The organism is Streptomyces sp. NPDC093225, assembly GCF_044753805.1.
Taxonomy (GTDB): domain Bacteria; phylum Actinomycetota; class Actinomycetes; order Streptomycetales; family Streptomycetaceae; genus Streptomyces.
Genome location: NZ_JBIVNX010000017.1, coordinates 17463 through 34009 on the forward strand (window position 1 = coordinate 17463; position 16547 = coordinate 34009).

At 72.8% G+C, this 16547-nt stretch carries 17 protein-coding genes; 9 read left to right on the forward strand and 8 right to left on the reverse strand.

The features are described from left to right. Positions 1 to 29: 29 nt before the first annotated feature. Positions 30 to 1793: an acetyl/propionyl/methylcrotonyl-CoA carboxylase subunit alpha gene (locus ACIQCH_RS17580; RefSeq protein ID WP_402581727.1), complete on the reverse strand. Its 1764-nt coding sequence runs from the start codon at positions 1791 to 1793 to the stop codon at positions 30 to 32. 367 nt (positions 1794 to 2160) lie between these two features. Between ACIQCH_RS17580 and ACIQCH_RS17585 the strand changes: the two genes are divergently transcribed. After that, positions 2161 to 2664: a hypothetical protein gene (locus ACIQCH_RS17585; RefSeq protein ID WP_402581729.1), complete on the forward strand. Its 504-nt coding sequence runs from the start codon at positions 2161 to 2163 to the stop codon at positions 2662 to 2664. 26 nt (positions 2665 to 2690) lie between these two features. Here ACIQCH_RS17585 and ACIQCH_RS17590 read toward each other — a convergent pair whose 3' ends face one another. The 4 genes from ACIQCH_RS17590 to ACIQCH_RS17605 form a co-directional block, all read right to left on the reverse strand. After that, positions 2691 to 3302, reverse strand: a complete 612-nt coding sequence (locus tag ACIQCH_RS17590) for a Maf family protein (RefSeq protein WP_402581731.1) — start codon at positions 3300 to 3302, stop codon at positions 2691 to 2693. Between the two features lie 24 nt (positions 3303 to 3326). Next, entirely contained in the window at positions 3327 to 3455 is a 129-nt protein-coding gene (mmpB, locus tag ACIQCH_RS17595) for a morphogenic membrane protein MmpB (RefSeq protein WP_267884793.1), read from the reverse strand. Positions 3456 to 3530: 75 nt separating this feature from the next. After that, a complete protein-coding gene (locus ACIQCH_RS17600; RefSeq protein WP_402581733.1) occupies positions 3531 to 3737 on the reverse strand; it encodes an acyl-CoA carboxylase epsilon subunit in 207 nt (68 codons plus the stop codon). A 23-nt stretch (positions 3738 to 3760) separates the two neighbouring features. Beyond that, positions 3761 to 5356: an acyl-CoA carboxylase subunit beta gene (locus ACIQCH_RS17605; RefSeq protein WP_402581735.1), complete on the reverse strand. Its 1596-nt coding sequence runs from the start codon at positions 5354 to 5356 to the stop codon at positions 3761 to 3763. A gap of 107 nt (positions 5357 to 5463) precedes the next feature. Between ACIQCH_RS17605 and ACIQCH_RS17610 the strand changes: the two genes are divergently transcribed. The 5 genes from ACIQCH_RS17610 to hutH all read left to right on the forward strand — a co-directional run bounded on the left by ACIQCH_RS17610 (position 5464) and on the right by hutH (position 11857). Then, positions 5464 to 6378 carry a biotin--[acetyl-CoA-carboxylase] ligase gene (locus tag ACIQCH_RS17610; protein ID WP_402581737.1) on the forward strand — a complete coding sequence of 305 codons (915 nt, stop codon included), beginning with the start codon at positions 5464 to 5466 and terminating at the stop codon, positions 6376 to 6378. A 204-nt stretch (positions 6379 to 6582) separates the two neighbouring features. Beyond that, positions 6583 to 7797 carry an adenylate/guanylate cyclase domain-containing protein gene (locus ACIQCH_RS17615; protein ID WP_402581739.1) on the forward strand — a complete coding sequence of 405 codons (1215 nt, stop codon included), beginning with the start codon at positions 6583 to 6585 and terminating at the stop codon, positions 7795 to 7797. 32 nt (positions 7798 to 7829) lie between these two features. After that, positions 7830 to 8648 carry an enoyl-CoA hydratase/isomerase family protein gene (locus tag ACIQCH_RS17620; protein WP_030202030.1) on the forward strand — a complete coding sequence of 273 codons (819 nt, stop codon included), beginning with the start codon at positions 7830 to 7832 and terminating at the stop codon, positions 8646 to 8648. A 446-nt stretch (positions 8649 to 9094) separates the two neighbouring features. Beyond that, complete coding sequence (locus ACIQCH_RS17625) at positions 9095 to 10228, forward strand: GGDEF domain-containing protein (protein ID WP_402581741.1); 1134 nt, start codon at positions 9095 to 9097, stop codon at positions 10226 to 10228. A gap of 84 nt (positions 10229 to 10312) precedes the next feature. Then, positions 10313 to 11857, forward strand: coding sequence for a histidine ammonia-lyase (hutH, locus tag ACIQCH_RS17630; protein ID WP_402581948.1), 1545 nt, complete (start codon positions 10313 to 10315; stop codon positions 11855 to 11857). A 96-nt stretch (positions 11858 to 11953) separates the two neighbouring features. On the opposite strand, the gene ACIQCH_RS17635 is transcribed toward hutH, so the two are convergent. Continuing rightward, the gene (locus ACIQCH_RS17635; RefSeq protein WP_402581743.1) at positions 11954 to 12325 is read right to left on the reverse strand and encodes a hypothetical protein; all 372 of its coding nucleotides are present in this window, start codon (positions 12323 to 12325) and stop codon (positions 11954 to 11956) included. Positions 12326 to 12433: 108 nt separating this feature from the next. On the opposite strand from ACIQCH_RS17635, the gene ACIQCH_RS17640 reads away from it, so the two are divergent. From ACIQCH_RS17640 to ACIQCH_RS17650, 3 genes are all read left to right on the forward strand, one after another. Then, positions 12434 to 12787 carry a hypothetical protein gene (locus tag ACIQCH_RS17640; protein WP_402581744.1) on the forward strand — a complete coding sequence of 118 codons (354 nt, stop codon included), beginning with the start codon at positions 12434 to 12436 and terminating at the stop codon, positions 12785 to 12787. Between the two features lie 141 nt (positions 12788 to 12928). Further along, positions 12929 to 14200 (forward strand): Ig-like domain-containing protein, encoded by a 1272-nt coding sequence (locus ACIQCH_RS17645; protein WP_402581746.1) that lies wholly within the window; start codon positions 12929 to 12931, stop codon positions 14198 to 14200. A 382-nt stretch (positions 14201 to 14582) separates the two neighbouring features. Further along, on the forward strand, positions 14583 to 15032 hold the full coding sequence (locus ACIQCH_RS17650; RefSeq protein ID WP_402581747.1) for a peptidoglycan-binding protein: 450 nt from the start codon (positions 14583 to 14585) through the stop codon (positions 15030 to 15032). Between the two features lie 64 nt (positions 15033 to 15096). Here the strand turns inward: ACIQCH_RS17650 and ACIQCH_RS17655 are convergent, their stop codons facing one another. Both ACIQCH_RS17655 and ACIQCH_RS17660 read right to left on the reverse strand, forming a co-directional pair. After that, positions 15097 to 15570, reverse strand: a complete 474-nt coding sequence (locus ACIQCH_RS17655) for a GNAT family N-acetyltransferase (RefSeq protein WP_402581749.1) — start codon at positions 15568 to 15570, stop codon at positions 15097 to 15099. After that, positions 15567 to 16478 (reverse strand): helix-turn-helix domain-containing protein, encoded by a 912-nt coding sequence (locus ACIQCH_RS17660; RefSeq protein ID WP_402581751.1) that lies wholly within the window; start codon positions 16476 to 16478, stop codon positions 15567 to 15569. Before ACIQCH_RS17660 ends, ACIQCH_RS17655 begins: the two co-directional genes overlap by 4 nt. Positions 16479 to 16547 lie beyond the last annotated feature (69 nt).

Below are 16547 nucleotides of genomic sequence, written 5' to 3' on the forward strand. Positions count from 1 at the left end.
TCACGCACGTGCCGTCAGGGCTTGCGACGTCAGTCCTTGATCTCGCAGATCAGGGCGCCGGACGTGACGGAGGCGCCGACCTCGGCGGTCAGGCCCTTGATGGTGCCCGAACGGTGCGCGTTGAGGGGCTGCTCCATCTTCATGGCCTCGAGGACCACGACGAGGTCGCCCTCCTTGACCTCCTGGCCCTCCTCGACCGCGACCTTGACGATCGTGCCCTGCATGGGCGAGGCGAGGCTGTCGCCGGAGGCCGCCGGGCCGGACTTCTTGGCCGCGCGGCGCTTCGGCTTGGCACCACCGGCGGCCGCCGTACGGGCCAGGGTCATGCCCAGCGAGGACGGCAGGGAGACCTCGAGGCGCTTGCCGCCGACCTCGACGACCACCGTCTCGCGGCCCGGCTCCTCGTCGGCCTCCTCGCCCGCGGGGGCCGCGAACGGGGCGATCTCGTTGACGAACTCGGTCTCGATCCAGCGGGTGTGGACCTTGAACGGGCTGCCGTCGGTGGGGGCGAAGGCGGGGTCGGCGACGACCGCGCGGTGGAAGGGGATGGCGGTGGCCATGCCCTCCACCTGGAACTCCGCCAGCGCACGCGCCGCGCGCTGCAGGGCCTGCTCGCGGGTGGCGCCGGTGACGATCAGCTTGGCCAGGAGCGAGTCCCAGGCCGGGCCGATGACCGAACCGGACTCCACACCGGCGTCCAGGCGCACGCCCGGGCCGGTCGGCGGGGCGAAGAGCGTGACGGTGCCCGGGGCGGGCAGGAAGTTGCGGCCCGGGTCCTCGCCGTTGATGCGGAACTCGAAGGAGTGTCCGCGCAGGGCCGGGTCGTCGTAACCGAGCTCCTCGCCGTCGGCGATGCGGAACATCTCGCGCACCAGGTCGATGCCCGAGACCTCCTCGGTGACCGGGTGCTCCACCTGCAGACGGGTGTTGACCTCGAGGAAGGAGATCGTGCCGTCCACACCGACGAGGAACTCGACCGTGCCGGCGCCGACGTAGCCGGCCTCCTTCAGGATCGCCTTCGAGGCCGCGTACAGCTCCGCGTTCTGCGCCTCGGACAGGAACGGGGCCGGGGCCTCCTCCACCAGCTTCTGGTGGCGGCGCTGCAGCGAGCAGTCACGGGTGGAGACGACGACCACGTTGCCGTGGGAGTCGGCCAGGCACTGGGTCTCCACGTGCCGCGGCTTGTCCAGGTAGCGCTCCACGAAGCACTCGCCCCGACCGAAGGCCGCGACGGCCTCGCGGACGGCGGACTCGTACAGCTCCGGCACCTCTTCGAGGGTGCGGGCGACCTTCAGGCCGCGGCCGCCACCACCGAAGGCGGCCTTGATCGCGATGGGCAGGCCGTGCTCGCGGGCGAACGCCACGACCTCGTCCGCGCCCGAGACCGGGTCCGGAGTACCGGCGACCAGCGGGGCGCCGGCGCGCTGGGCGATGTGCCGGGCGGCGACCTTGTCGCCGAGGTCCCGGATCGCCTGCGGCGGCGGACCGATCCACGTCAGCCCCGCGTCCAGGACGGCCTGGGCGAAGTCGGCGTTCTCGGAGAGGAAGCCGTACCCCGGATGGACGGCGTCGGCTCCCGAATCGGCTGCGGCCTGAAGCACCTTGGCCACGTCCAGATAACTGGTGGCCGGGGTGTCACCGCCCAGCGCGAACGCCTCGTCGGCCGCACGGACATGCAGAGCATCCCGGTCCGGATCGGCGTAGACCGCTACGCTCGCGATCCCGGCATCCCGGCATGCCCGGGCCACGCGGACAGCGATTTCGCCACGGTTGGCGATGAGCACCTTGCGCACGATGTCTCCCTCCTTGAAACAAGCTGAGTTTAGGGACAGGCCACACGACGTATCGACCCGTCCCCAACGGTGACCTTGCCCACACGGAGTGTTCTTCGAGGCTGCGTCGAGTCGCGAAAAGCCTTGTGGCGACCCGGACCAGGGAAATCCCCGACTGCACAGTAACCCCGTCGCATGGTCCGGGTCTCTGTGCCCTGGTGCAGCGGCCCGGCGGGTTTCTTTGTGGGGACCCTACGAAGCCCCCTGACATTCTTTGCCGAGGGGGCCCGGCTTGGGGAAGTCGTGACGAACCCGTGCGCACCTCTTGTCCGCACGTTTACTCGTTAGTAGCCTCCGGGGCGTCGAACGTACGGATCTGACCGCACGCATGCCCGGACGGGGGTGGGGCTCGGTGTTCCGCAGGCTCGCGGCGGGTGCCGCCGCGATCGCGCTGTTCCTGGAGGCCGTCGGCCTCGTGGTGGTGCACCTCGTGCTGGGCACGGCGGTGGACCGCCAGTCGATGTCGATCGCCGGCATGGACCCCGACCTGATGTCCGGAGCCACCTACGGCATGGGCGCGCTGATGGGCGCGTTCATGGCGCTCTGCGGCCTCCTTCTGCTGGTCACGGCCGTCCGGGACCGGGCTCCCGGCCGGGTCGCCCGGATCCTGCTCGTCGTCTGCGCGGTCACCGACGCGGTGCTCGGCGCCTTGGTGGTGGGCATGGTCGGCTGGCCCGCGTTCGCCCTCATGATGCTGATCCTCGGACTGGTCGTGCTCACCCTGGTGGCGTACGGGAAGCGGGACGCGGACGGCGCTGCCGGGACCCCGCCCGCGCCGGAGCCGGGCGCCCCGGAAGGGGGCGCGCCGGAGGCGGGCGTGGCGCCCGCCTAGCCGGCTCCGCGGGCGCCCTCAGGCCCTCAGGTCCACAGCTCGGTGATGGAGATGCCCAGCTCGCCCAGCAGGGCGCGCAGCAGGGGAAGTGACAGGCCGATGACGTTGCCGGGGTCGCCGTCGATGCCCTCGACGAAGGGCGCCGAGCGGCCGTCCAGCGTGAACGCCCCCGCGACGTGCAGCGGCTCGCCGCTGGCCACGTAGGCCTCGACCTCGGCGTCCGTGGGCTCGCCGAAGCGCACGGTGGTCGAGGCCGTGGCCGAGACCTGCCGGCCGCTCGTCGTGTCGATGACGCAGTGGCCCGTGCGCAGGACACCCGAACGGCCCCGCATGGACTTCCAGCGCGCCAGGGCGTCCGCCGCGTCGTCCGGCTTGCCCAGGGCCTCCCCGTCGAGCTCCAGCACCGAGTCGCAGCCGATCACCAGCGCGCCCCGGGCTTCGTCGAGACCCGCCACCACGGAGGCCTTCGCCTCGGCCAGTACGAGGGCGAGTTCGCCGGGCGTGTCGGCGCTCAGGGCGTCCTCGTCCACCCCGCTGACGATGACGTGCGGGGCGAGGCCGGCCTGCTGGAGCAGGTTGAGCCGGGCGGGGGAGGCGGAGGCCAGGACGAGCCGGCGCGATTCAGTCATGCGGCCCATCGTAGGAGGCCGTCCGGAGGCCGCTCAGCGGATCCCGAGGACGTAGACCACCACCACCATCGCCACCACGATGACCAGCGTCATGCGGCGGAGCATGGCCTGGGCCTCGCGCATGTCCTTCGGCGGCTCGTCTTTCGGGTCGGACCAGAGCATGCTCCGATCCTCGCGCCGCGGACGCCCGTGGCGCCTGAGTACGGGTACTCAGGCGCCACGGTGCGACACACCCGCCTAGGCGGGCCAGTACGTACGTCCCCACGCCCGCGGACCGGGCTGCGGGAACCCGGTACGGGCCACCCGGGCCGGGTCGGACCAGCCGTCCGCCACGCGGGGCGCGCCCGACGGCGCCGAGGCCAGCGCCGCCGCGCGCGCTTGGACCACCGCCAGTGCGGCGGCCAACTCCTCGGGCGTCGGGTTGCCCTTCAGGACCTTGATCATGGTGGTGTCCCTCTCCAGGAGCCCTACAGGGGGATGTTGCCGTGCTTCTTCGGCGGCAGGGACTCGCGCTTCGTCCGCAGCTGGCGCAGACCGCGCACGATGTGGCGGCGCGTGTCGGACGGCATGATCACCGCGTCGACGTAACCGCGCTCGGCCGCGATGTACGGGTTGAGCAGGGTGTCCTCGTACTCGGTGATGAGCCGCGCCCGCGTGGCGTCGCCGTCTCCGGCGGCCTCCGCCTCGGCGATGGTGCGCCGGTGCAGGATGTTGACCGCGCCCTGCGCGCCCATGACCGCGATCTGGGCGGTCGGCCAGGCCAGGTTGAGGTCGGCGCCCAGGTGCTTGGAGCCCATGACGTCGTACGCGCCGCCGAAGGCCTTGCGGGTGATGACGGTGATGAGCGGGACGGTGGCCTCGGCGTAGGCGTAGATCAGCTTGGCGCCGCGCCGGATGATGCCGCCGTACTCCTGGTCCACGCCCGGCAGGAAGCCGGGGACGTCGACGAAGGTCAGGACCGGGATGTTGAAGGCGTCGCAGGTGCGGACGAACCGGGCCGCCTTCTCGGAGGCGTCGATGTCCAGGCAGCCGGCGAACTGCATCGGCTGGTTGGCGACCACGCCCACCGGGTAGCCCTCGACGCGGCCGAAGCCGGTGACGATGTTCGGGGCGAACAGCGCCTGGGTCTCGAGGAATTCGGCGTCGTCGACGACGTGCTCGATGACGGTGCGGATGTCGTACGGCTGGTTCGCGCTGTCCGGGACGATCGTGTCCAGCTCGAGGTCCTCGCCCGACACCTCGAGGTCCGCCTCCTCCGGGAAGGCCGGCGGCTCCGAGAGGTTGTTCGAGGGCAGGTAGGACAGCAGCGACTTGACGTACTCGATCGCGTCCTTCTCGTCCCCGGCCATGTGGTGGGCCACGCCCGAGGTGGCGTTGTGGGTGCGGGCGCCGCCGAGCTCCTCGAAGCCCACGTCCTCGCCGGTGACCGTCTTGATGACGTCCGGGCCGGTGATGAACATGTGCGAGGTCTTGTCGACCATCACCGTGAAGTCGGTGATGGCCGGGGAGTAGACCGCGCCGCCGGCGCACGGGCCGACGATCAGCGAGATCTGCGGGATCACGCCGGAGGCGCGGGTGTTGCGGCGGAAGATCTCGCCGTACATGCCGAGGGCCATGACGCCCTCCTGGATGCGGGCGCCGCCGGAGTCGTTGATGCCGATGACCGGGCAGCCGGTCTTCAGCGCGAAGTCCATGACCTTCATGATCTTCTGGCCGAAGACCTCGCCGAGCGAGCCGCCGAGGACCGTGAAGTCCTGCGAGAACACCGCGACGGGACGGCCGTCGACGGTGCCGTAGCCCGTCACGACGCCGTCACCGTACGGGCGGTTCTTCTCCATGCCGAAATCCGTGGAGCGGTGCCGGGCGAATTCGTCCAACTCCACGAACGACCCCTCGTCGAGGAGGAGGTCGATGCGCTCACGGGCCGTCAACTTGCCCTTGGAGTGCTGCTTTTCCACGGCGCGCTCGGATCCGGCGTGTACCGCCTGGTCGATGCGGCGCTGCAGATCGGCGAGCTTCCCCGCGGTGGTGTGGATGTCGATCGGCGCTGAGGGTTCTGACATCGGGGTCGCGGCTCCCTGCCTGGTCAACCGGATGGCTACTGGCACGTAGCGTAGTGCTGCGCATGGCGCTCCACACTGCGGCGTTTACCACACCTAATGTGGCTTGCATGACGCCTTCGGATGCATCATCTGCCGCTTCGTCCCCTGATTCCCCTTCCGCTCCGGGCGGCGGTCCGTCGTCCGCGCCCGGCCCGGGCCGCTGGTCGGACCTCGACCGGCCGCCGCTGAACGCCGCCGCGCTGCGCCGGGCCCTCGTGGAGCCCGCGGGGCTGTGGACGTCCCTGGAGGTGGTGCCCAGTACGGGGTCCACCAACACCGACCTCGCCGCCCGCGCCGCGGAGCTGTCCGAGGGCGCCGTGCTGGTCGCCGAGCAGCAGACCGCCGGCCGCGGCCGGCTCGACCGCAGCTGGACGGCCCCGGCCCGCTCCGGGCTCTTCTTCTCCGTCCTGCTCGAGCCGACCGGCGTGCCGGTGGAGCAGTGGGGGTGGCTGCCGCTGCTGGCCGGGGTGGCCACGGCCGAGGCGGTGGCCCGGACCGCGGGCGTGGACACCGCGCTGAAGTGGCCCAACGACGTCCTGGTGACGGTGGAGGGGGAGGAGCGCAAGACCGGCGGCATCCTCGCCGAGCGCGCGGGCGACGGCATCGTGATCGGCATCGGGCTCAACGTCACGCTGAGTGCCGACGAGCTGCCGGTGCCGGGCGCCGGGTCGCTGGCCCTGGCGAAGGCCACCGGCACCGACCGGGACCCGCTGCTGCGCGCCGTGCTGCGCTCGCTGGAGGGCTGGTACGGGCACTGGCGCGCGGCCGGGGGCGACGCCGGGCGCAGCGGCGTGCTGGAGGCCTACACGGCCGGGTGCGCGACGCTGGGCCGACGGGTACGGGCCGACCTGCCGGGCGGGCGCGAGGTCGTCGGGCGGGCGGAGGCCCTGGACGCCGACGGACGGCTGGTGATCGCCACCGACGGGGGCGGGCGCGAGACGGTGGGCGCGGGAGACGTGATCCACCTGCGCGGGGAGGGCTGAGGCGGCCGTGGACCGGTGCCCGGGCCGGCGTACGACCGTTCGTGCGGCGGCCGGGGCCGGCGCGTCCACGGAAGTCGGCGGTTTCGGGACGGAGCGAGGAGTGAGCTACGGCACACCTGCCGTATGGTTTAGGCGGTCGCCAGTGCCATCGGCGATCACCCGGCTCGGTGGGGCAGTGCGCACGGAATGGACAGGAGGCGGCCCTTGACCGTCGACGACACGGCTTCCGGCGCGTCCAACACTCCTGTTACCGGCGGGAACGGCCAGGGTGGCGGGCAGGCGGGCGGCCACTCCGGCGGCCACTCCGGCAACCCGTCCGGTCCCATCGGCCCCGAGCAGCACACCCCGCACCACGAGGTCGACCACACGGCCGAGCCCACCGCCGACCCGCTCGCCATCCGTCTGGAGCAGCTGATCCTCGGCGCCGAGCGTCGCTACACCCCCTTCCAGGCGGCCCGTACCGCCGGGGTGTCGATGGAGCTGGCCTCCCGCTTCTGGCGGGCCATGGGCTTCGCGGACATCGGGCAGGCCCGCGCCCTGACGGAGGCGGACGTCCTGGCGCTGCGGCGGCTGGCCGGCCTGGTGGAGGCCGGGCTGCTCAGCGAGCCGATGGCGGTGCAGGTGGCCCGTTCCACCGGCCAGACCACGGCCCGGCTGGCCGAGTGGCAGATCGACTCCTTCCTGGAGGGGCTGACGGAGCCGCCGGAGCCGGGGATGACCCGGACCGAGGTCACGTACCCGCTGGTGGAGCTGCTGCTGCCGGAGCTGGAGGAGTTCCTCGTCTACGTCTGGCGGCGGCAGCTGGCCGCGGCCACGGGCCGCGTGGTGCAGGCCGCGGACGACGAGGAGATGGTGGACCGGCGGCTCGCGGTCGGCTTCGCCGACCTCGTCGGCTTCACGCGGCTGACCCGCCGCCTGGAGGAGGAGGAGCTCGGCGAGCTGGTCGAGTCCTTCGAGACCACGGCCGCCGATCTGGTGGCCGCGCACGGTGGGCGGCTGATCAAGACCCTGGGCGACGAGGTGCTCTTCTGCGCCGACGACGCGGGCACGGCGGCGGAGATCGCGCTGCGGCTCATCGGGACGCTGGGCAACGACGAGTCGATGCCGGAGCTCCGGGTGGGCATCGCGTTCGGCACGGTCACCACCCGCATGGGCGACGTCTTCGGCACGACGGTGAACCTGGCCAGCCGGCTCACGTCGATAGCGCCGAAGGACTCGGTGCTGGTCGACGGGGCGCTCGCGCTGGAGCTGGGCCGGACGGGCGACGCGCCGGTGTCGGAGAAGGCCGCGGAGCTGGAGGAGGCCGAGGGCGCCTCGTACCGGTTCGCGCTCCAGCCGATGTGGCAGCGGCCGGTCCGTGGACTGGGCATCGTGGAGCCCTGGCTGCTGACGCGCAGGGCCCCTAAGATCCCCGGTTGACGAGATAACGGTCGTTAACCGGGAGGGCCAGGATGGCCGAGCAGGCTGAGCAGGCGGAGCAGCGCTTCGGAGAGTTCGTCGCGGTACGGCGGGAGGGCGAGGGGCACGTCGCCGAGCTCGTCCTGGACCGGCCCAAGGCGATGAACGCGGTCTCCACCGAGATGGCCCGCTCGATCATCGCGGCCTGCGACGCGCTGGCCGCGGACCCGACGGTGCGCGTGGTGGTGCTGACCTCGACGCACGAGCGGGCCTTCTGCGTGGGCGCGGACCTCAAGGAGCGCAACTCCTTCACCGACGCGGACCTGCGGCGCCAGCGGCCGACCACGCGCGCGTCGTACACCGGCGTGCTGGAGCTGCCGATGCCGACGATCGCGGCGGTGCACGGCTTCGCGCTGGGCGGCGGCTTCGAGCTCGCGCTGTCCTGCGACGTGATCGTGGCGGACGAGACGGCGCTGGTCGGTCTCCCCGAGGTCTCCGTGGGCGTCATCCCCGGCGGCGGCGGTACGCAGCTGCTGCCGCGTCGGGTCGGGGCCGCGCGGGCGGCGGAGCTGATCTTCTCGGCGCGCCGGGTCGAGGCGCCGGAGGCGGCCGCGCTGGGGCTCGTCGACGAGCTGGTCGAGGCGGGGCGGGACCGGGAGCGGGCCCTGGAGCTGGCCGCGACCATCGCCGGCAACTCCCCGGTGGGGCTGCGGGCCGCGAAGCGGGCGCTGCGGCTGGGGCAGGGGTTGGACCTGCGGGCCGGGCTCGAGGTCGAGGACGCCGCGTGGCGGACGGTGGCGTTCTCCGGCGACCGCGCGGAGGGCGTCGCCGCCTTCAACGAGAAGCGCAAGCCGAACTGGCCGGGGGAGTAGGGGCTGGGTCCCCTTCAGGGCCCGTCCCGTTCGGGTGGCCCCCTCGGCGCTCGACGGGTCGTGGCCCGTGGGGCTCGTGGGGGCTTCCGGCGTAGAGGCGGCCTCGCGCTTCGTGGGCCGCCCCGTGGTGTGCGGGTCCCCTCGGCGCTTGACCCGGCATGGCCTGCAGGCCCTGCGGCAGGCCCACCCCGGAGGCTTTGGGGCTTCGCCCTGGCCTGCGGCCACCTCCGGCCCGGGCCTGCCTCCGGACCAGCCTGCCATGCCGCCTCAAGTGCCTCCCCCGCACACCACGGGGCGGCGCTCCCGCGATGTGTGCGGGCCCGGGACTTCGCTGACGGGCTGTCCCCGGCTGCGAGTCGTCCCCGCGGCTACGAGGAGTAGTCGCCACGGGACCGGATGCCGTACTCGATGTCCCCGAATCGGACAATCATCCCTAATCTGGGGTGATGGGAGTGGATGGGCGGTTGCGGGCCGTAGTGGCCCTCGCGCAGGCCATGGCGGCGGCGGCCACGCCGAACGAGGCCGTACGGGCGGCCGCGCGCGGGGCGCGGCGGGCGATGGACGGTTCCTTCGCCGCCGTCTCCGCCTGGGAGCGCGAGCGCGGCCGGCTGCGCGTCCTGGTCAACGAGGGCGACCGGGCCGCGGGCGAGGAGGAGTTCCCGCAGGACGAGTCCTATCCCGTCCACGACTTCCCCGAGATCACCGAGTTCCTGCACGAGCGGTGGGCGGGCGGCGGCGGCCCGCACGCCTGGGTCGAGACCGCCGCCGGTGCCGGCAACCGCGCGGCGGGCCTCAAGCGCCGCGGCCGCGGCAGCTGCGTGGTCGCCCCGCTCGTGCTGCACGGCCGGGCGTGGGGCGAGCTGTACGTGGCCCGGACGGCGGGGGGCGCGCAGTTCGGCGTCGAGGACGCCGAGTTCGCCACCGTCCTCGCGGCCGTCGTGGCCGCCGGTCTGGCGCAGAGCGAGCGCCTGGAGGAGGTCCGCCGGCTGGCCTTCACCGATCCGCTGACCGGCCTGGCCAACCGTCGCGCGGTGGACATGGCCCTGGACGAGGCGCTGGAGCGGCACCGGGCGGACGGTTCCGTGGTGAGCCTGGTGGTCTGCGACCTCAACGGGCTCAAGCGGGTCAACGACACCCTGGGGCACGCCACCGGCGACCGGCTGCTGGAGCGTTTCGGGTCGGTGCTGTCGCTGTGCGGCGCCATGCTCCCCGGCGCCCTGGCCGCCCGGCTCGGCGGGGACGAGTTCTGTCTGGTGTCCGTGGGGCCCGGCTCCGACGCCGTGGTCGAGGCCGCCGAGCAGCTGTGCGCCCGGGCCGCCGATCTGGAGCTCGGCGAGGGCGTGGCCTGCGGGATCGCCTCCACCGGCGATCCGATCGGCGCGGTGCGGTCCTCCCGGCGGCTGTTCCGGCTCGCGGACGCGGCTCAGTACAAGGCGAAGGCGGCGCGTTCGCCGAAGCCGGTCGTCGCGGGCCGCGACACCGCCGTCGTCCCGCTCGCGGACGCCCCGCAGCCCGGTTCGCCCGAGCGTCGCCGCTTCCGCGGCCGGGCGGGCGACGACCGGCCGTCGGCGCCGTCGTGAGCGGCGTGCGGCCGCGCCCGGCCACTTGTGGCCGCCCTCCTAGTGACATGAAGCGATTCAATCCGTAGGGTGCTGAATATGGATATGCACACTGTCGTGGTGGGGACGTCCGGTACCACCGCTGCCGACGTCATCGCCGTGGCCCGCGGCAACGCTCGTATCGAGCTGTCCGACGAGGCCCTGGGCGCGCTCGCCCGGGCCCGCGGGATCGTGGACGCCCTGGCCGCCAAGCCCGAACCCGTCTACGGGGTGTCCACCGGATTCGGCGCGCTCGCCACCCGGCACATCAACCATGACCTCCGCGCCCAGCTGCAGCGCAACATCGTCCGCTCCCACGCGGCCGGCATGGGCCCGCGCGTCGAGCGCGAGGTCGTCCGTGCCCTGATGTTCCTGCGCCTGAAGACCGTGGCCTCCGGCCACACCGGCGTACGCCCCGAGGTCGCCCAGACGATGGCCGACGTCCTCAACGCGGGCATCACCCCCGTCGTGCACGAGTACGGCTCCCTCGGCTGCTCCGGCGACCTCGCCCCGCTCTCGCACTGCGCCCTGACCCTGATGGGCGAGGGCGACGCGGAGGGCCCCGACGGCACCGTCCGCCCGGCCGGCGAGCTGCTCGCCGAGGCCGGCATCGCGCCCGTCGAGCTGAAGGAGAAGGAGGGCCTGGCCCTCCTCAACGGCACCGACGGCATGCTCGGCATGCTGTGCATGGCCATCGCCGACCTCAAGAAGCTCTACACGTCGGCCGACATCACCGCCGCCCTCAGCCTCGAGGCCCTGCTCGGCACCGAGAAGGTGCTGGCCCCCGAGCTGCACGCCATCCGCCCGCACCCGGGCCAGGGCGACTCCGCCGCGAACATGCTCGCCGTCCTGCAGGGCTCCGGCCTGACCGGCCACCACCAGGACGACTCCCCGCGCGTCCAGGACGCCTACTCGGTGCGCTGCGCCCCGCAGGTGGCCGGCGCCGGCCGCGACACCGTCACCCACGCCGAGCTGGTCGCCTCCCGCGAGCTGGCCTCCGCGGTCGACAACCCGGTCGTGCTGCCCGACGGCCGCGTGGAGTCCAACGGCAACTTCCACGGCGCGCCCGTGGCGTACGTCCTGGACTTCCTGGCCATCGCCGCCGCCGACCTCGGCTCCATCTCCGAGCGCCGCACCGACCGCCTGCTGGACAAGAACCGCAGCCACGGCCTGCCGCCGTTCCTCGCGGACGACGCCGGCGTCGACTCGGGCCTCATGATCGCCCAGTACACGCAGGCCGCGCTGGTCAGCGAGATGAAGCGGCTGGCCGTTCCGGCCTCCGCCGACTCGATCCCGTCCTCCGCGATGCAGGAGGACCACGTCTCGATGGGCTGGTCCGCCGCCCGCAAGCTGCGCACCGCGGTCGACAACCTCACCCGGATCGTGGCCATCGAGATGTACGCCGCCACGCGTGCGATCGAGCTGCGCGCCGAGCACCACCTCGCGCCGGCCCCGGCCAGCCGGGCCGCCATCGAGGCCGCCCGCGCGGCGGGCGTCCAGGGCCCCGGTCCCGACCGGTTCCTGGCCCCCGACCTGGCCGCCGCCGACGCCTTCGTGCGCTCCGGCGCGCTGGTCGACGCCGTCCAGGCCGTGACGGGCCCGCTGGCCTGACGCGCCCGCCGAGACGCGCAAGAGGGGCTGCCCCGGACGAAGAGTCCGGGGCAGCCCCTCTTCCGCGTCTGCGGGCCGCGGCCCCCAGCGGCGCCCCTACGGGCGGCCCGGCTGCTCGGCGCGGGCCCGGCGGGCCGAGAAGGCCACGAAGCCGGCCCCGGCCACCAGGAACGCCGTTCCGGCGAGCAGGTACGGGGACGTGTCCACGCCCCCGGTGTCCGCCAGCGCCAGCTCCGTCGGGGCGTCCGCGGGAGCCGCGGCGGGTATCGCCCCGGTGGCACCCGTGACCTTGGCGGTCCCGGTCACTCTGGCGACTCCGACGGTTGCGGTGCGTACGGAAGCGGAATCCGCGGAGCGGGGAGCGGCGGCGGGCTGCTCCGGGGTCGCGTTGGCGTTGGGGACGAACCAGAGGGCGGTGAGAAGGGTGCCCGCTCCGATGGCGGTGAGAAGCGGTCGACGTGCGAACACGGTGCGATCCCCCTTGTGGCAGCAGCGAATTGGCCGTGTGCCGCCGATGCTAATGAAAGGGGCGGGTCGTGGGAAAGGCGGGGCCCCCACGGGCATACCCTCCCAGCCATGAGCACTTCTGAGTCATCACAGTACGTACGCCTTCGCGTCGATTTGGTGTTGGAGGTCCCGGAACCGGAGGCTCTGACCGGCGCCGCGTTGGAGCGCATCGCGGCCGACGAGTTCATGCCGGACGAGGAGCGCAGCCATGCCGAGGCCGCCGTACGGGAGGACGAAGCGGAAGCCCTCGCGTACCTCGTCGACCCCTTCGACCTGATCGCCGAGGTGCCCGGCGTCGAGCTCGCCCAGGCCTCGTGGAGCACCGAGCCCGTGGAATACGACCCCGACTCGATGGAGTGGGACGCGGGAGAGGAGGATGGTCCCCTCGAACACGAAGACGCCGACACCCGCCGGGAACCGTAGGACGGGGGCCGGCCCCGTGGGGTTTCCCACAGTTCCGCGAACTGTGGAACCGATCTACCGCAGACTGGCGTATGTGTAGCGAGGCGGGGCGGTCCACGAGGGCCTCCCCGCCCGGGGTTTCCCGGGGGTCATCCGGCAACGATGGAGAGACGTGTGAGGACGGACAGCAAGCGGCGGCGCAGGGCCCTGGCGGCCGCGTCCGCGCTGCTCGGCGGGGTACTGGTGCTGACGGCGTGCGGCGGCGGTGACGACGCGGGTGCGGGCAGTGGCGACGGCACGAAGAAGTCGCAGTCGGACGCCGACGCGGCCGCGGCGGCGAACTCGTCCCAGGCGCGAATATCCATCAAGCCGAAGAACGGCGCCACCAACGTCGGCATCAACAACGACGCCTCCGTCACGGTGACCGACGGCACCCTGACCCAGGTCGACTTCAAGACCGCCGAGGGCGCCGACGTCGAGGGCGAGATCTCCGCCGACGGCAAGAGCTGGAAGCCGGCCTCGAAGCTCAAGCGCGCCACGAAGTACACCCTGTCGGCCACCGCCAAGGACGCCTCGGGCCGCGAGGCGCACGAGAACGCGTCCTTCAGCACCGTCTCGCAGGCCAACAGCTTCGTCGGCCTCTTCACCCCCGAGGACGGCTCCACGGTCGGCGTGGGCATGCCCGTGTCGATCAACTTCGACAAGCCGATCAAGGACAAGAAGGCCGTCCAGTCGGCCATCGACGTCTCCTCCAGCGGCGGCCAGGAGGTCGTCGGCCACTGGTTCAACTCCCAGCGCCTCGACTTCCGCCCCGAGCAGTACTGGAAGGCGAACTCCACCGTCACGCTGAAGCTGAAGCTCGACGGCGTCGAGGGCGCCCCGGGCGTCTACGGCGTGCAGGAGCGCACCGTCACCTTCCAGATCGGCCGGAGCCAGGTCTCCGTCGTCGACGCGAAGAAGAAGACGATGCAGATCACCCGGGACGGCCAGGTCATCAAGACCATCCCGATCTCGTCGGGCTCGCCGGAGAACCCGACGTACAACGGCCAGATGGTGATCTCCGAGAAGTTCAAGGAGACCCGGATGAACGGCGCCACCGTCGGCTTCACGGACGACAAGGGCAAGGGCGCGTACGACATCAAGGACGTGCCGCACGCCATGCGCCTGTCGACGTCCGGCACCTTCGTGCACGGCAACTACTGGGGTCCCCGCTCGGTCTTCGGCAGCGTCAACACCAGCCACGGCTGCGTGGGCCTGGCCGACGTCAAGGGCGCGGGCGACCCGGACCAGCCGGCCGCCTGGTTCTTCAACAACTCGCTCATCGGCGACGTCGTCACCGTCACCAACTCCCCCGACCGCCAGATCAAGCCGGACAACGGCCTGAACGGCTGGAACATGAGCTGGTCGGAGTGGAAGGCCGGCTCCGCCGTCTGATCCCCTCCGTTCCCTCCGCACGACTCGCGCCGGTGGCGGCGGACCCTTCCAGGGGCCGCCGCCACCGGCGTTCTGCGGCCCCTAGCGCTCGGGGTGGAGGCGGAAGCGGGAGGTCGGGACGTACGTCGGGACGTACGTCGGGACGCGCGTGGGACGCTCCGGGGACGCCGCGGGACGGATGCGGGGCGGCCCGCACTCCGGGCGCACCGGGCCCTTCCCAGGACGTAGGAGGGCCGTGGGACACCCCGGCGGAGGCGGAAGCCGGGGTGCCGGAACGCGGCTAGGTTCCTCGCTGTCGGACGGCAACCCGCCGACCGCCAACATCCGTTCACATCCGATCGCTTCCGCTCGCATCGGACCGCACCCGGGGGTCGACCCACACATGAAGCTCAAGCGCACGCTTGCCACGCTCGGCTCCGCCGCCGCGATGACCGTCGGCCTGATCGGCTTCAGCCCGGCCGCGCACGCGGCCCTCCCCGGCTGCACCGACTACGCGATCTACTACAGCGGCAACACCAACGCCTGGTACGCGAAGGTCCCCACCATCGGCCTCCAGGGCAACAACAACTGCACCCTGCGCGCCGGGGCCAACGGCATGCAGGTGTACCACCTCCAGGACACCCTGAACTACTGCTACGGCCAGAACGTCAGCGTGGACGGCGCCTTCGGCGCGTACACGACGGCCGCCCTCAAGCGCGTCCAGGCGAGCCTCGGCCTCGCCGCCGACGGCATCTACGGCCCCCAGACCCGCGACAGGATGAAGTGGCACTGGAGGAACATGGAGGGGGCCTACAACACCTGCAACACCCTGTCCGGCGCCGGCGCGCACTGACGACCGCAGGGATCCCCCACGGGGAAACGGGGGCCGAGCTCCCGGGCGGGGGCCGGGGGTGAGGTCACGGGAGCCAGACGTACCTGACGTCGGGCTCCCGCTCCTCGTTACCGGAGCCGTCCGTCCGCTCCACGGCGGCGAAGCCGTGGCGCTCGTAGAAGCGCTGGGCGGGGGTGTTGACCTGGAACGTCCACAACTCCAGGCCCTCCGGCGAGAGTTCCTTGGCCAGGGTCAGGAAGCGGTCGCCGAGGCCGCGGCCGCGGTGCGCCGGGTCGAGGTAGAGCTGGTCGAGGACCCCGTCCGCGACGACCATCATCCCGGCCGGACCGCCGGCGGCGTCGCGGGCGAGGTGGGTGTTCCCCGCGGGCACGACCACGTACCGGAACCAGTCGCGCACCTCGTCGTCCGTGTGGGCGCGGCGCACGGACGGCAGCGCCGCGTCGTACGAGCGCAGCCAGACCTCGGCGACGGCCGCCGCGTCGGCCTCCGTGACGGCGGGGGCGAGGGTGTACGCGGTGGTGGTCCGTGCGGACTTCATCGGCTGCGGGTCTCCGGGGCTGGGTGCGTGGTCACGGTCTCGGCGGGGGCCGGGGCACCGGCCTGCCACGAGGCGAGCAGTCGCAGGGCGTCCGCCGAGCCGGAGCCCGGGTCGGCGTGGAACGTGACCAGGGACTGCTCGGGGCTGTCCGGCAACTTCAGCGTCTCGAACGCCAAGTGGACCTCACCGACCAGCGGATGGCGAAGGGTTTTCCGGCCGTGCGTCTTGTCCGCGACGGTGTGGGCGGCCCACAGCGTGCGGAACTCCTCGTTCTTCACGGACAGCTCGCCCACCAGCGCCGACAGCCGCGGGTCGTCCGGGTGGCAGCCCGCGTACCACCGCAGCCCGCTGACCATCTCGCAGGCCCGGCAGGCCCAGTCGGCGTACAGCTCCTGCGCGGCCGGGTCGAGGAAGACCAGCCGCGCCATGTTGCGCTCCGCGACCGGCAGGGCGCCGAAGTCGCCGAAGACGGCGGCGGCCATCCGGTTCCAGGCCAGGACGTCGAGGCGGCGCCCGAGGACGTACGCGGGCACCCCCTCCATCGCCTCGAGCAGGCCCAGCAGCTCGGGCCGGACCTGCTGGGGCCGCTCGCTGTGCCGCTTGCGCCGGGCCCGGGGCTTGGCCAGGTGGGTGAGGTGGGCGCGCTCGGTGTCGTCCAGGCGCAGCGCGCGGGCGATGGCGTCGAGGACCTCGGCGGAGACGTTCTGGCCGTGGCCCTGCTCCAGGCGCGTGTAGTACGTCAGCGACACCCCGGCCAGCTGCGCCAGCTCCTCGCGGCGCAGCCCCGGTACGCGGCGGGCGCGCCCGTACTCGGGCAGTCCGACGTCCTGGGGCTTGAGGCGGGCGCGCCGGGAGCGCAGGAACTCGCTCAGCTCGGCGCGCTGGTCCAGGGGGTCGTGGCGCTCCATGCGGCCAGTATCACCGGCCGGGGCAGGCGGCAGCCTGCCACCGGTGAGGGTAGGACCGGTGGACCTAGG

What these genes read in the sequence shown, in the direction of transcription:
- mmpB (WP_267884793.1), bottom strand. Translation starts at nt 3,455, where the DNA reads ATGCTCTGGTCCGACCCGAAAGACGAGCCGCCGAAGGACATGCGCGAG.
- ACIQCH_RS17610 (WP_402581737.1), top strand. Translation starts at nt 5,464, where the DNA reads ATGACGCCTTCGGATGCATCATCTGCCGCTTCGTCCCCTGATTCCCCT.
- ACIQCH_RS17620 (WP_030202030.1), top strand. Translation starts at nt 7,830, where the DNA reads ATGGCCGAGCAGGCTGAGCAGGCGGAGCAGCGCTTCGGAGAGTTCGTC.
- ACIQCH_RS17590 (WP_402581731.1), bottom strand. Translation starts at nt 3,302, where the DNA reads ATGGGCCGCATGACTGAATCGCGCCGGCTCGTCCTGGCCTCCGCCTCC.
- ACIQCH_RS17600 (WP_402581733.1), bottom strand. Translation starts at nt 3,737, where the DNA reads ATGATCAAGGTCCTGAAGGGCAACCCGACGCCCGAGGAGTTGGCCGCC.
- ACIQCH_RS17650 (WP_402581747.1), top strand. Translation starts at nt 14,583, where the DNA reads ATGAAGCTCAAGCGCACGCTTGCCACGCTCGGCTCCGCCGCCGCGATG.
- ACIQCH_RS17660 (WP_402581751.1), bottom strand. Translation starts at nt 16,478, where the DNA reads ATGGAGCGCCACGACCCCCTGGACCAGCGCGCCGAGCTGAGCGAGTTC.
- ACIQCH_RS17655 (WP_402581749.1), bottom strand. Translation starts at nt 15,570, where the DNA reads ATGAAGTCCGCACGGACCACCACCGCGTACACCCTCGCCCCCGCCGTC.
- ACIQCH_RS17585 (WP_402581729.1), top strand. Translation starts at nt 2,161, where the DNA reads ATGCCCGGACGGGGGTGGGGCTCGGTGTTCCGCAGGCTCGCGGCGGGT.
- ACIQCH_RS17625 (WP_402581741.1), top strand. Translation starts at nt 9,095, where the DNA reads ATGGGAGTGGATGGGCGGTTGCGGGCCGTAGTGGCCCTCGCGCAGGCC.
- ACIQCH_RS17640 (WP_402581744.1), top strand. Translation starts at nt 12,434, where the DNA reads ATGAGCACTTCTGAGTCATCACAGTACGTACGCCTTCGCGTCGATTTG.
- ACIQCH_RS17645 (WP_402581746.1), top strand. Translation starts at nt 12,929, where the DNA reads ATGGAGAGACGTGTGAGGACGGACAGCAAGCGGCGGCGCAGGGCCCTG.
- hutH (WP_402581948.1), top strand. Translation starts at nt 10,313, where the DNA reads ATGCACACTGTCGTGGTGGGGACGTCCGGTACCACCGCTGCCGACGTC.
- ACIQCH_RS17605 (WP_402581735.1), bottom strand. Translation starts at nt 5,356, where the DNA reads ATGTCAGAACCCTCAGCGCCGATCGACATCCACACCACCGCGGGGAAG.